Source organism: Roseimarinus sediminis, assembly GCF_050433125.1.
In the GTDB taxonomy this organism is placed as follows: Bacteria; Bacteroidota; Bacteroidia; order Bacteroidales; family Prolixibacteraceae; genus Roseimarinus; species Roseimarinus sediminis.
Genome location: NZ_JBNPXV010000001.1, coordinates 640,630 through 654,516 on the forward strand (window position 1 = coordinate 640,630; position 13,887 = coordinate 654,516).

Here is a 13,887-nt window from a genome sequence, read left to right on the forward strand (position 1 = left end):
TTAACTTTTATGTTTTTCGACACAAAGATAGAAAAAAAACATCAAAGGATAACAGGGTCCTTTTATAGTTTTTATATATTTGTCTAAAGTTTTTAAAAGACATACAAATCCTAAAAAATTTAAATCAATGAAAACCAGAACTCTATGGACAAGTTTTATACTTGTGATGGTTGTATCGTTTGGAATTTTGGGTTATTACGGTATTGAAATCTACCGCAAAGCACCACCGATACCCGAGAAAGTGATCACCACCAATGGTGAAGTAATTATGACAGCAGCCCAGATTAAAGATGGTCAGAATGTATGGCAATCGATGGGTGGTCAGGAGGTAGGAACGATATGGGGTCACGGAGCTTATCAGGCACCCGACTGGACGGCCGACTGGCTGCACCGTGAAGCGATTTACATGCTGAATGAAATGGCAGAGGGAGAATACGGAAAATCGTACGATGCCATTTCGGAAGAGCAAAGGGCTTTACTGGAAATGCGATTACAACGTGAAATGCGGGCCAACACTTACGATGAAACAACAAAATCGATTACCATTTCGCCCTTACGCGCAAAAGCATTCGATGCAATTAGCGCGCATTACAGTGGCTTGTTTATGGATGATCCCAACATGCATGAGTTGAGGGAAGCCTATGCAATTCCAGCAAACAGCATCAAGGATGCTGACAGGATGCAGCTGATGAATTCCTTCTTCTTTTGGGCAACATGGTCAACAGTTACCGAGCGACCAGGAGAGGAGATCACCTACACCAACAACTGGCCGCCAGAGAAATTGGTTGGTAATGAACCAACCGGGACTCTTCTCATATGGACCGGCTTCAGTGTGATTATTTTGCTTGCCGGCATTGGTCTGATGTCATGGTATTATGCTACACGTCGTGATGACGAAGAGAACGAAGAAGCACCTTCGGTCAATCCCATATCGGGTGCAGCCCTGACTCCGTCGATGAAAGCTACCTTAAAGTATTTCTGGATTGTGACTGCACTCATTTTAGTTCAAATACTAATGGGGGTGATTACTGCGCATTATGGAGTTGAGGGGCTTGGTTTTTATGGCCTGCCATTGGCCGAGGTACTTCCTTATTCTGTTTCACGCACCTGGCATATTCAGCTGGCTATCTTCTGGATTGCCACATCATGGCTGGCAACCGGATTATTTCTTGCACCTGCCATTTCGGGGAAAGAGCCCAAATTCCAAAAGCTGGGGGTGAATGTACTTTTCTTTGCCTTGCTTGTAATTGTTGTTGGATCTCTTGCCGGTCAGTGGATGGGTGTAATGCAAAAACTTGGGCTGGTCGAAAACTTCTGGTTTGGTCATCAGGGATATGAATATGTCGATTTAGGCCGCTTCTGGCAAATCTTCCTGTTTGCCGGTCTTTTTATATGGCTGTTCCTGATGGGGCGTGCAATATGGCCGGCACTCAAAGACAAGCAATCGGGCAACAGGCATCTTTTAATTATGTTCCTCATTGCCTCGATAGCCATTGCCTCTTTTTACGGAGCAGGATTGATGTGGGGAAGACAAACCCATCTTGCCATCGCTGAATACTGGCGCTGGTGGGTCGTTCATTTGTGGGTTGAAGGATTTTTTGAAGTTTTTGCCACGGTAGCCATTGCCTTCTTGTTTGTAAGGATGCAATTGATAAGAGCTGGAATTGCTACGACTTCGGTGTTATTTGCAACGGTCATCTTCCTGTCAGGCGGAATTTTGGGTACTTTCCATCACCTTTATTTTACCGGTACCCCAACAGCAGTTCTTGCACTGGGTGCATCGTTCAGCGCACTCGAAGTGGTACCCCTTGTTCTAATGGGTTTTGAAGCTTATCACAACCTAAATTTGAGTAGAAGCAGGGATTGGGTAAAAGCTTATAAATGGCCCATCTACTTCTTTGTTGCAGTTGCTTTCTGGAATTTCCTCGGAGCCGGTATTTTTGGCTTCCTGATTAATCCGCCCATTGCACTTTATTACATGCAAGGATTGAATACCACACCGGTTCACGGGCATACAGCACTTTTTGGTGTTTATGGAATGCTCGGCATCGGTTTGATGCTTTTTGTTTTACGCGATATGGATATCAAATCGGTTTGGAATGAAAAATGGATCAAATTTGCTTTCTGGTCTTTGAATATCGGACTGACATTGATGGTGCTGCTCAGCGTACTCCCCGTTGGCTTACTTCAAACAATAGCCAGTGTTAAGCATGGTTTATGGTATGCACGTTCGGCTGAATTCCTGCAATCGGAACCGCTGGAAACACTTCGTTGGTTAAGGGCCATTGGAGATACCATTTTTGCGTTGGGTGCAGTTGCTTTGGCTTGGTTTGTATTTGGTTTAAAAACAGGCTGGTCGCTTAAAAAGAAATAAGAAATTTTCAGTTACATCTTAACAACAAAAGGAGAGCAGCCGATGGTTTGCTCTCCTTTTTTATTCGGTAGCTTTTAAGTAGAAGTTCCACCTTGTTGAATCGTTTGATTTCAATGATCAGGCAAAGCGTCAATCGAAGTTATGTAAACGCCATTCAGATTCCCAGGGTTCTGTGCAATACACTGGTATATCCATTGCCAAAAAGCCATAATGCCAGTCGGCTTGCCAATTTGAAGTACATATTGTCTGTGTCGTTTTACTACAACAGCCAGATTTGGCACCGAACAAGTTGATTCTTACGAATCACCAACAGTAATGAAAGTGGATCAGAATTTCAGAAAACAAAAAGAGGCAGCCATGAATGACTGCCTCTAATATTTTTGTTGAATTAATATTTAGTCAACAATGGCTTTAAAACCAGGGTTTTCAAAATATTTGGCAAATTCGAGGTCTGTTTTAGCTTTTGCTTTCAGCGATGGATCTTTGCTGATTGCAGCGCCAAGGCTTTCAGTCATTAAGTTTTCTTTTGCTGTACGTGCAGCAACAACTGCCTTTAGGTAGTCAACCATGGCATCGTCCGACTCATTGGCTTCAAGCTTTTTCAAAGCACCGTTGTTATCACCAGCCAGAATGCTTGCCAGTGCAGAGTTAGGACGTACACACTCACCAAAATATTTCACAGCCTTGTCGTATTCGGCACGGGTAATGCTAACAATTCCCATGTTGTAGTCGACCTGTGGACCAACTCCGGTGGCAGCAGAGAAAAGTTCTTTGGCTTTGTTGATATCGCCATTTTTCAGTGCAATAACTCCCAGGTTGTTCTGAACTACAGGGTTATTTTGATCGAGTTGATCGGCTTTTGCAAAGCTGCCTGCAGCTGCGGTGAAATCGCCTTCGAGCACTTGAACCATGCCAACGTTGTTATAGCCTCTCCAGTCGTTTTCGAATTGACGGGTAAAAGCATTGTAGAAGGCTTTTTTCTTGCTTAAATCATCGGTTAAGGTAGCAGCATAGAGCAACTCTGCCTGGTTTAATGAAGCAGGATCGTTGCTGGCAGCAGCAAGCAATTCTTCATCAGTTTTACCAATCAGGTCAACCGATGCCAGGAATTTTGAACGACGAAGTTCGGGCAGAATTTCATCGGCCACATCAGTAAAGGCTTCTGAAAGGTTGCGAATTTCTTTTTCACGTACTTCAGGATCGCTGTACATCGAAAGTACACGAAGAATCAGTTCTTTGTCCTGGATTGATGATTTCTCCATCAACTCACGGAATCCTTCCCAGTCTTCGGCTGTGTAACGGGTTTTAAGATCCATGTCGATACCTGCTTTCTTCAATTCTTTCTGAAGATACTCAGCAGCTGAGCTTTCGCGACGTTTCGAAAGATCTTCATTCCAGTCGAGTTTACCGTCGGGTGAAGCATAGGCAGAAACTTCAAGACCTTTAAGATCTTTGCGTTCGGCTTCGTTGGCATCTTTGGTATATGCTTTGAAAGCATTCACATCTTCGGCTTTTAATTCTTCCCCACGTACGTAGGAGCTGTTGATCAGGTAGTGGATGTCAGCCATCATTTCATCAGGAACTACACGTTGGAAAGCATCAATGGCCGGGTCGTATTTACCGGATTTGTTTTCCTCTTTTTGAGTACCTACAACAGGCATACCCACTTTCTGAACCAGTTCAGACGTAGCGATTACACCATCGGCAATTTTTACCGGGTCGAAATCGAGTGCTGTAGCTCCCTTTTGTGCTACCATGCGTACTTTTAATTCTGACATTCTCATGGCATCTTCGTATGGAACAGCTCCTTCCACCTTGAAATTACCACCTTCGTCAAAAGTAATTACTGCATTGTTGGCAGTTACACTTTCTCCCTGCAGTTTAATCTCGGGATAAGCAATCTCACCACCGTCATACTCTACAACCGGTGTAACGGTTAATGTAGCTTTCTTTACAAAATACTTCTCGGGTATTTGTCCTTCAACGCTTACTTTTACCTGGCCGGCATGGCTCTCCAGTACCTCAGGAGTTACATCCCATTTAATCTGATCAGCATCTTTTTTCATTTTTTTAATGCTGGCACAACTACTAAGCAGCAGTGTAACAGAAGCGAACAGAACGAGAACTTTTAAATTGAATTTTTTCATGATGGACACATTATTTTATTTTATAAACATATTTTCACTATTAATACAAAAATAAGAATGTTTTTCTAACCAGAAAGCCAATATACAAAATTTTATCATAATATAATCCTTGTAATTCCAACATCATAGCTCTTTTCAAGGATAATTTTGCATAATTTTTCATAGTCGCTTTTACGCTTTACAAAATCGATATTGTTCACATCGATGACAACAACCGGAAATTCGTTTTGCTGTTTGAAATAGTTAAAATAAGCCTTGCTTATGTTATTCAAATATTCATTTTCAATATTTTGTTCATATGAGCGGCCTCTTTTTTTAATCTGCTGCTGTAACTGTGGAGTATCTTTGTATAAAAATACGTACAAATCGGGACGTGGCAGACGCGAGTAAATAATATCGAAAAATTTCCGGTAGAGGTTGTATTCATCGGTGCTCAGGGTTACGCTGGCAAAGATGAGCGATTTCATAAAGTAATAATCGGCAACTGCAAAACTTTTAAACAAATCACGATTTTGTAATTCGCTCATTAACTGAGAGTAGCGCTCGGCCATAAACGACATCTCGAGCGTGAAGGCATAGGCTTTCGGATCGGTGTAAAATTTATCGAGAAAGGGATTATCGGCAAATGCTTCCCCAACAAACTGTGCATTGTAGTCGTTACCAATCATTTTTGACAGGGTCGTTTTTCCTACACCAATGTTCCCTTCTATTACTAAAAAGTTCATTTTGAAAAAAGAAATTTATTCGGGGTTTATTCCGGTATGATAAAATACAAAAGAATACAGATCGGTATACTCCTCTATTAGTTTTGATGTAGGCTTTCCGCTGCCATGCCCGGCTTTCTTATCGATACGGATAAGTGCAGGCAGTTTTCCGGTATTGAGCTCCTGCATGCGTGCCATGTATTTAAAGGTGTGGGCGGGCACCACACGGTCGTCGTGATCGGCGGTGGTTGCCAGTATGGCCGGATAGGCTTTGCTTTCAACATTGTGGTATGGTGAATAAGCATAAAGGTAGTTAAACATTTCCGGGCTATCGTCGGAACGGCCGTAGTCGGAGGCCCAGGCATAACCGATGGTAAAACGGTGGTAACGCAACATGTCCATTACTCCTACAGCCGGTAGTGCTACTTTAAACAGATCGGGGCGCTGATTGGTGACTGCCCCCACCAGCAGTCCGCCATTTGAACCACCTCTGATGGCCAGCTTGTCGGGCTTGGTATATCCCGATGCAATAAGATATTCAGCAGCAGCAATAAAATCGTCGAAAACATTTTGCTTATTCATCAGGGTTCCGGCTTTGTGCCACGCTTCACCATATTCACCACCACCGCGCAGATTGGCAACGGCATAAACACCACCTTGTTCGAGGTAATAAAGAACCGAAGTTGAAAACGAAGGAGTCAGGCTAATATTAAAACCTCCATAGCCATACAGTAAGGCCGGGTTGGATCCATCGGGTACTATGCCTTTTTTATGAGCGATGAATACAGGAACCTGTGTTCCATCTTTGCTTTGGTAAAATTCCTGTTTCACCACAAAGTCATCGGGATTGAACTGGATTTCGGGGCGAAACCATTCTGTACTTTGTTTATTGTTGAGATTGTACTTTACAATGTTCGTGGGCGTGTTATAGGAACTGTAGGAAATGAAAACTTCATCGCCTTCAAAAGTGCCTCTGATGGAACCCACACTCGAAATACCGGGCAGATCAATATCATGAAGATAGTTACCGCTTTCATCAAACACTTCAAGTTTGCTTTTGGCATCAGCCATGTAGAGTGAGAGTAATTGATTTCCATAATAGGATACCGACTCCATCGTATGTTCTTTTTCGGCAATCAGTTCAACCCAATGCTCCTTTTCCGGCATGGAAGGATCGATTGCCACCAGCCGGTAACGGGGAGCTCCGTCGTTGGTCATCACCAGCAGCTTTCCACCGACAAATTCAACCGGAATATAGTCATAATCGAAACCTTTGCAAAGTTGCAACGGTTCAGAATTCTTTTGTCCAAGGTGCTGCACAAATAAGCCATTGCCACTGGTCGATTCCGATTCGGTAATGATGAGTAGTTTTCTGTTTTCATCGAGTGATGCTCCGTACATGCGATCGGGATGTTGGGGATTGGAAAAAACCAGACGATCGTCGGTCTGAGCAGTACCCAGTTCGTGAAAGTAAATTTTTTGTTCCTTGTTCGATTCCGACAATTCACTGCCCTCAAGGGGTTCGTTGTAGGCACTGTAAAAGAAACCATTTTCATAACAGGCAATTCCCGAGAATTTTACCCAGCGAACATGGTCGTTCAACTGCACCTTGTTAAGTAGGTCAATAACATAAATCTCGTTCCAATCGGAACCTGAACGGGCAATTTGGTATACCATGTAACGTCCATCGGGTGTGACATCCATTCCTGCAAAAGCAACAGTGCCATCGCTGCTGAGGGTGTTGGGGTCGAGCAGCAATTGCTGTTCCCCATCTGCTTGCTCCATGGTGTAAAGCACATCCTGGTTTTGAAGTCCGTTATTTTTAAAAACGAACCATCGCCCTGATTTATTAAAAGGGACTCCCGAACGGGGATAATTCCATAAAGTACTGAGACGTTGCTTTATTTTATCACGACCTGGAAGTGAGTACAAATAGGCAAAAGTAACTTCATTCTGGGCATCGACCCAATGACCTGTTTCTTCCGACTGATCATCCTCTAACCAGCGATAGGGATCACTGACTTCGGTTTCAAAATACTGATCGCTTATTGCTTCTTTGCGGGTTTCAGGATATTCGATACGGGTATTAGAACAGCTCATTATAATAGATATCAACACGATACACGACACACACAATTTCATATTCGTACTTTTTTGAGTTCAAGATAAAAGTACAATTATTTAGGCTGGACCTTAGTTTTTAAATAATTTTTTTCGATGATCGGTATCTCAATTCGGTATAAGCGCCCCACAGATAGCCGATTAAAATGCCGACTGCTGCTCCGGCCAGAACGAAATCAACTGATAGTGCATTGTTAATTGTTGTTGAAATAATGGCGGCAGCACCGGCCAGTAAAACGCCAATAGCGATTGCTCTGCGTGATGAATAGTAGTGTGGAGGAATATAGCCGTGCTCTTGATGAAAGTGTTTTCTGATTTGATTGAATTCCTTTTCATAGGGCTGGCGATGAACAAGATCGTCGAGAAGAGGAATTTCTTCAATAAGCTGCTCCATCCGCACTTCATTTTTTCTGCATTCATCACAGGTCGATGAGTGATTCTCTGCATCCTCCATCATTCGTACAAGAAAACTTATTTTGTACTGATTGTATTTCGAAAAGGACCATTCTTCGGTGAGACTTTCAATCCGTTCCAGTTTTTGTGATAAATTCATTGAACAGGCAATTTAAAGGGTTTAAAAAAGGGTGACCGAAAAGTCACCCTGTATAATTTGGTAGTCATTTTTAATAGCGACGATCACGGCGATCACGGTCTCCACCACGATCACGGTCTCCCCGGTCACGACGATCACCACCACGGCCGCCACGGTCATCGCGTCGGCGGTCATCACGTCGGCGGTCTCCGCCTTCGCCACGAGGTTTGCGCTCTGGCTCAACATAACCTTCCGGTTTAGGTAAAAGTACCTTGCGTGAAAGCTTCAGTTTACCGGTTTTTTCATCCAGTCCGATGAGTTTCACTTCCACTTCTTCACCTTCTTTCAGCACTTCGTCGACAGTTTCGTGACGGGTATAATCGATTTCTGAAATGTGAAGCAGGCCATCTTTGCCGGGCATGATTTCGATAAAGGCACCAAACGATACAATCGATTTTACTTTGCCTTTATAAATTTCACCAATTTCGGGTACTGCAATAATACCCTTAATTTGGGCTACAGCAGCCACAATGGCTTCTTTGTTGACACCTGAAATCTGGATTTCGCCCATGTTGTCGATTTCTTCAATAACAATGACAGTACCGGTTTCTTCCTGAATTTTCTGGATGATTTTTCCGCCGGGTCCAATCACTGCACCGATCATGTCTTTCGGTATCAGCATGGTTTCGAGACGTGGTACGTTGTCTTTGTATTCTTCACGTGGTGTATCAATCACCTCTTCAATTTTTTCAAGGATGTGCAAACGTCCTACACGGGCCTGCTCAAGTGCCTGCTCCAATACCTCGTACGACAAACCATCTACCTTAATATCCATTTGGGTAGCAGTGATTCCTTCGCTGGTGCCGGTTACTTTAAAGTCCATATCGCCCAGGTGATCTTCGTCGCCCAGAATGTCGGATAGAACTGCAAATTTATCTGAATCCCTGTCGGTGATTAAGCCCATGGCAATGCCTGAAACCGGTTTTCTCATTTTCACACCGGCATCGAGCATACACATGGTGCCTGCACAAACTGTGGCCATCGATGATGATCCGTTCGATTCGAGAATGTCGGATACGATGCGTATAACATACGGAAAGTCTTCAGGAATCATCCTTTTCAGTGCGCGGTAAGCGAGGTTACCATGGCCAATTTCGCGACGACCTAAGCCGCGCGGAGTTTTGGCTTCACCCACACAGAAGGGAGGGAAATTGTAATGCAAGAGGAATTTTTCTTCTCCCTGAATGGTTACATTGTCTATCCGTTTGGTATCCATTTTGGTTCCCAGCGTGATTGATGACAAACTCTGGGTTTCACCACGGGTAAAGATGGCCGATCCATGAGCTCCGGGCAAGTAATCAACCTCACCCCAGATAGGACGAATTTCAGTGGTTGTGCGTCCGTCGAGCCGCTTGTTTTCATCGAGAATCATGCGACGCATGGCTTCTCCTTCAACATCGTGGAAATAACGCTTAATCAGTTTAACATTCTGATCAAGATCCATTTCTTCGTTTTCGGCGTTTTCTTCGGTATATTTTTCAAGGTAGGTGTCGCGAATTTCGGCAAAACCTTCCATGCGTTTTTGCTTATCGGCAATTTGCTGTTTTGCAAAATCGTAGCAATCCTGGTATAAATCGGCTTTTACTTTGGCTTTCAGGGCTTCATCGTTTACTTCGTGACAATATTCACGTTTAATGATGTTGAGTTCCTGTGCCATTTCTTCCTGTACCTTGCATTGCTGTTTGATGGCATCGTGAGCGAACTTGATGGCCTCGAGCATTTCTGCTTCTGAAACCTCGTCCATTTCACCTTCAACCATCATGATGTTGTCGTAGGTAGCAGCCACCATAATATCGATATCAGCCTCTTCGAGCTGTGTTCTCGACGGGTTAATCATCATCTCGCCATTAATGCGCGCCACACGAGCTTCAGAAATAGGACTTTCGAAAGGTACGTCGGACACAGCGATGGCAGCAGAAGCTGCAAGACCGGCCAGAGAATCGGGCATTACATCTTTATCGGCCGAAATGAGTGAAATCATTACGGCGGTTTCGGCATGATAATCAGCGGGGAACAAGGGGCGGAGGGCCCGGTCAATTAAACGGGCGACCAGAATCTCGTCATCCGAAGGTCTTGCCTCACGTTTCAGGAATCCGCCGGGGAAACGGCCTGCTGAAGAAAACTTCTCACGATAGTCGACCGAAAGAGGCATAAAATCGACGTCTTCCTTTGCGTCTTTGGCCGATACTACGGTGGCCAGCAACATGGTATCGCCTGATTTTACAACTACTGCACCATCGGCCTGCTTTGCTAATTTGCCTGTTTCGATAGTGATTGTTCGTCCATCGCCCAGGTCAATAACTTTTTCAATTACATTAATCATAATGTTTCTTTCAATTTAATTCTGATATAAAAAATAGGGCGGGGCTTTATTAAAAAGGAGAAAAGGCAAATGCGCAAAGCATTGCCTTTTCGTTAAAAATTATCTACGTAAGTTCAGTTCCTTGATGATGGCACGATAACGCTCAATGTCACGATCTTTAAGATAGTCGAGCAAACGACGGCGCTTTCCTACCAGGCTGATCAATGCACGCTGGGTACCATAATCTTTACGGTTCTTTTTCAGGTGCTCGGTGAGGTGAGCAATACGGAATGAGAAAAGGGCAATTTGTCCTTCGGCTGATCCGGTGTCTGCCTCACTTTTACCATGTTTTGCAAAAAACTCTTTTTTCTTTTCAGAAGATAAATACATAATCTTTTAAATTTTAATAAGTTAAACCATTCGATTGCAACGCAGCAGCATTCGTATTCGATGACAACTGCGGAGCATTAAAAGTTTGACTTTACGCCAAATTTTCGCAAAAGTAATCAAAAATATCATTCAAAGTATATAAAAGAACTGATTTTTAACAAATTCAAGCCAACTTAGGCCCCGCTAATCAATGTTTTAAGTTGTGAAATCCTTTGTTGTGTTTCAAAAGAGAAATTTTCTGAATATTGTTCGATCTGCTGATGAAGTGATAATGATAAGGGTGCTAAGGCTGCAGCAGAATTATGTTCACCACTTTCAAGCAGGAGTAGTACTTTTTGGAATACGAGTTCATTAAGTCCCGACAGATAATCGTCGGTGCTGGTATCGCGATGGATCAGGTTTTCGAGCGCAGGGGCATCCAGTTGGTCCACCTCGCTTAAAGTCATTCCGGTCCAGCCTGCAAGTTGCTGGTTCAGTTCGTCGAGTGCCTTTCGATATTGGCCTTTTTCACGCAAACCTACCAGGCGTGCAAGAAAGACACCCATTTGCCTGATCTGTCGAAGCAGGTAATCTTCAGAACTCATTACCATCCTCCATTACTTTGCGAAACATTCTTAGCTGTTCGGGCGATCCCAGCACAAAAAACTGGTCTTCTGTTTGGATTACATAATCGGATCCGGGATTGAAGATGTAGTTTCCATCGCGGTTTTTGATTCCGACAATGTTGGTTCCGGATATTTCCCGCTGTTTAAAATGGGAAAGCGGCTTTCCTCTGAAATTATCTGAAAGCTCGTGGCACGATACTTCTTCAAAACTAACCTCAACCGAATCCTGCAACAGTATGTATTCCATGAATTCAAGCACATCGGGCTGGGTAACCAGTTTTGCCATGTGTTGACCTCCAATGAGTTCAGGCATGATTACATTGTTGGCACCTGCCCGTTTTAGTTTTATAACTGCCTGGTTGTTTGTAGCCCTACTGATTATTTTCATCCTGGCATTGAGACTTCGGGCTGTGAGTACAATAAAAACATTTTCAGCATCGTTGGGAGTAGTTGAAATCAAAGCCTTTGCCCGCTCAACTCCTGCTTTCAACAATACTTCCTCGTCGGTTGCATCGCCGTTAAGAAACATGATGTCGGGGTTTTCGCGAGCAATACGGGCAATTACACTTTCGCGGTTATCGATCACAACAAATGGAGTGTTGTGGCTGGCAAATTCTTTACCAACCTGTTCTCCGTTGCGACCATAACCACAAATGATTACATGATTATACAGCCTGTTGATCCGCTTTTCCACTTTTATATTTCTGTAATATTTAAGAAAATCACCATCGAAAATAAATCGCGCCAAATAACCAATATAAGCAATACTACTCAAACTAAACAAAATCAAAACAGAGGTAAACATTTTCCCGGCATCGGAAAGGGGATGCACTTCACGAAAACCCACTGTTGAGATGGTTATCACCGTCATGTAAAACGCATCGAGCCATTTCAATCCTTCGATCAGCTTATATCCCGCTGATCCTCCTAGCAGCAAAACTGACAAAAGAAGGATTCCGCTCCGGATAGTCCGTGACGATTGTTGCTGGAATGTATTCACGTATTGATCAACTTATTCCCTATTTGACATTTCAAACACTTTTTATGATCACAATATACATTTTTTAGCTGAATAAGCGCTTGCGAATCGTAGGCATTCCCGGCTTTAATTCCTCGTTCATCCCAAAGGGAGATGATACTGTTTTGCTCGGGAGGTGTCATCTCGAGCAACTCAAATGCTTTGTATTTTAAAGAAGGTTTGTTGTTTCTGGTACCATACAAATAGAAGAAGGGTACAAGGGTATTGATTACAATGTTGTGGCGCGACAGTGCACCCAGCCATTTGACCTTTGACCTGGTTTCCTGGTTAAACCGATAATGAGTATCCCAATATGCCGATGCTTTTACATCGAAAAAGGAAAGTAGGCCGTGCAAATCGCTGGTCTCAATCAATCTTGAAAAAAGGGCTTCGCTGTGATTCATCACTGCTGCAAACTGAGCAATTCTGATGGTTGGAAAGTTAGCAGGCCGTAAGCGCATGAACTTCCAATGATGCGCTTCCATCCCTTTTAGTTGGTGCTTTCGGGCCAGATAGCTGTATTCATCGCGTAATTGTAAGTAATAGTCGTCACCAAGCAGGACCTCATTCAGCAAGCCTGACTGACCAAACATCAGCGCTTCGGCCGAAAAAAGTTTTGCAGCGTAGTGCGAAAGCACTGCGAGTGGCAACGAACGGGCCAGCATTTCAAACGGAAGCGCATTGACCTTGAAACCAAAATTAACAGCCAGATATTGATAGAATGTTTCGTTCCAGTCATTCTTGTTGGATGCCAGCAATTCATGGATGGTTTCGGTTTTCTTCTGAAGCCGCTCTACCAGGCAATGCTCAATGGCCGATTGTATATAAACTTTATCAACTGTGGGCAAATAGGCAGAACAAGCGGGCTGTAAATCTTCATTTACCAGTCGCTCATAATTTTGTTGCAGCTTTGGGTTAATCCGGATCTGAAGCGCCGGCAATGGGCTGCCTCCCGGTAAAGAAACTTCCTTGTCGTAATCGGTAAGCACATGCAGTATAACGCTGTTATAGGCATCATCGCTGTCATGATGATGTCGGTACCAGTCGGACGAGCGGATATGAACCTCCACATTGCCGACCCACAAAGTATCTCCAATCTTAATGCTTGCATTAAAAAAATCGGGGCCGGCATTAAAATTCCACGATCCGGGATGCTGTATTTCTACAGGATCGCCTTGAACTGTTTTTAACGACGAAAGGTCGAAGAGCTGGTTCTTCCAGGCAAATTGCACCAATTCTTCATTCATAATTTTCTGTTTGGGTTACGAACTCAATTTACAATTTTTTGATGGCTTAAACTATCAAACATCCAACTCAGATCTTAAAGCTCACTTTTTTGCTTAAATAGTTCATTCAAATGTTCATTTTTCAGAAAAATTGGTGGATTAAAAAATACTATTCACCATAAGATTCAGACTGTTCATAAAACAGAAAAATACTTCATCGGAATGAAATCACAATGAAGCCTAATCCTTCAACAGTCAGTAAAACAGAACAATACAGAGCTGGCAGCCTGTTCGGTTTGAACAAAAGATATTTTTATTCAAATCAAATAAGAATAAGCCGCTAATGCATTTGCTGTTTAAATCAGATAAATTTGTCTGAATTAAAATTGGGATACGAACTATTACACA

Annotated in this window: 10 protein-coding genes; 1 reads left to right on the forward strand and 9 read right to left on the reverse strand. The window is 43.2% G+C overall.

Annotation, left to right across the window (positions count from 1 at the left end; all coding sequences use genetic code 11):
- Positions 1-127 precede the first annotated feature (127 nt).
- Positions 128-2,374, forward strand: coding sequence for a nitric-oxide reductase large subunit (locus FHS86_RS02510; RefSeq protein WP_429410788.1), 2,247 nt, complete (start codon positions 128-130; stop codon positions 2,372-2,374).
- Between the two features lie 395 nt (positions 2,375-2,769).
- Here the strand turns inward: FHS86_RS02510 and FHS86_RS02515 are convergent, their stop codons facing one another.
- The 9 genes from FHS86_RS02515 to FHS86_RS02555 all read right to left on the reverse strand — a co-directional run bounded on the left by FHS86_RS02515 (position 2,770) and on the right by FHS86_RS02555 (position 13,500).
- Positions 2,770-4,440 carry a tetratricopeptide repeat protein gene (locus FHS86_RS02515; RefSeq protein ID WP_429410790.1) on the reverse strand — a complete coding sequence of 557 codons (1,671 nt, stop codon included), beginning with the start codon at positions 4,438-4,440 and terminating at the stop codon, positions 2,770-2,772.
- Positions 4,441-4,616: 176 nt separating this feature from the next.
- Positions 4,617-5,246 (reverse strand): deoxynucleoside kinase, encoded by a 630-nt coding sequence (locus tag FHS86_RS02520; RefSeq protein ID WP_429410792.1) that lies wholly within the window; start codon positions 5,244-5,246, stop codon positions 4,617-4,619.
- Between the two features lie 15 nt (positions 5,247-5,261).
- Positions 5,262-7,325, reverse strand: a complete 2,064-nt coding sequence (locus FHS86_RS02525; RefSeq protein ID WP_429410794.1) for a prolyl oligopeptidase family serine peptidase — start codon at positions 7,323-7,325, stop codon at positions 5,262-5,264.
- Positions 7,326-7,425: 100 nt separating this feature from the next.
- Positions 7,426-7,899 (reverse strand): hypothetical protein, encoded by a 474-nt coding sequence (locus tag FHS86_RS02530; RefSeq protein WP_429410796.1) that lies wholly within the window; start codon positions 7,897-7,899, stop codon positions 7,426-7,428.
- A gap of 70 nt (positions 7,900-7,969) precedes the next feature.
- Entirely contained in the window at positions 7,970-10,261 is a 2,292-nt protein-coding gene (gene pnp / locus FHS86_RS02535) for a polyribonucleotide nucleotidyltransferase (protein WP_429410798.1), read from the reverse strand.
- A gap of 99 nt (positions 10,262-10,360) precedes the next feature.
- Positions 10,361-10,630, reverse strand: coding sequence for a 30S ribosomal protein S15 (gene rpsO / locus FHS86_RS02540; RefSeq protein WP_429410800.1), 270 nt, complete (start codon positions 10,628-10,630; stop codon positions 10,361-10,363).
- A gap of 173 nt (positions 10,631-10,803) precedes the next feature.
- A complete protein-coding gene (locus tag FHS86_RS02545) occupies positions 10,804-11,220 on the reverse strand; it encodes a hypothetical protein (protein WP_429410802.1) in 417 nt (138 codons plus the stop codon).
- Positions 11,204-12,172 (reverse strand): potassium channel family protein, encoded by a 969-nt coding sequence (locus FHS86_RS02550; protein WP_429410804.1) that lies wholly within the window; start codon positions 12,170-12,172, stop codon positions 11,204-11,206. Before FHS86_RS02550 ends, FHS86_RS02545 begins: the two co-directional genes overlap by 17 nt.
- A 59-nt stretch (positions 12,173-12,231) precedes the next feature.
- A complete protein-coding gene (locus FHS86_RS02555; protein WP_429410806.1) occupies positions 12,232-13,500 on the reverse strand; it encodes a DUF2851 family protein in 1,269 nt (422 codons plus the stop codon).
- Positions 13,501-13,887: the final 387 nt, after the last annotated feature.

Excerpts from the sequence above, each read along its gene's own strand:
- FHS86_RS02510 (WP_429410788.1), top strand. The coding sequence starts at position 128 with ATGAAAACCAGAACTCTATGGACAAGTTTTATACTTGTGATGGTTGTA.
- FHS86_RS02515 (WP_429410790.1), bottom strand. The coding sequence starts at position 4,440 with ATGAAAAAAGATGCTGATCAGATTAAATGGGATGTAACTCCTGAGGTA.
- FHS86_RS02520 (WP_429410792.1), bottom strand. The coding sequence starts at position 5,246 with ATGAACTTTTTAGTAATAGAAGGGAACATTGGTGTAGGAAAAACGACC.
- FHS86_RS02525 (WP_429410794.1), bottom strand. The coding sequence starts at position 7,325 with ATGAGCTGTTCTAATACCCGTATCGAATATCCTGAAACCCGCAAAGAA.
- FHS86_RS02530 (WP_429410796.1), bottom strand. The coding sequence starts at position 7,899 with ATGAATTTATCACAAAAACTGGAACGGATTGAAAGTCTCACCGAAGAA.
- pnp (WP_429410798.1), bottom strand. The coding sequence starts at position 10,261 with ATGATTAATGTAATTGAAAAAGTTATTGACCTGGGCGATGGACGAACA.
- rpsO (WP_429410800.1), bottom strand. The coding sequence starts at position 10,630 with ATGTATTTATCTTCTGAAAAGAAAAAAGAGTTTTTTGCAAAACATGGT.
- FHS86_RS02545 (WP_429410802.1), bottom strand. The coding sequence starts at position 11,220 with ATGGTAATGAGTTCTGAAGATTACCTGCTTCGACAGATCAGGCAAATG.
- FHS86_RS02555 (WP_429410806.1), bottom strand. The coding sequence starts at position 13,500 with ATGAATGAAGAATTGGTGCAATTTGCCTGGAAGAACCAGCTCTTCGAC.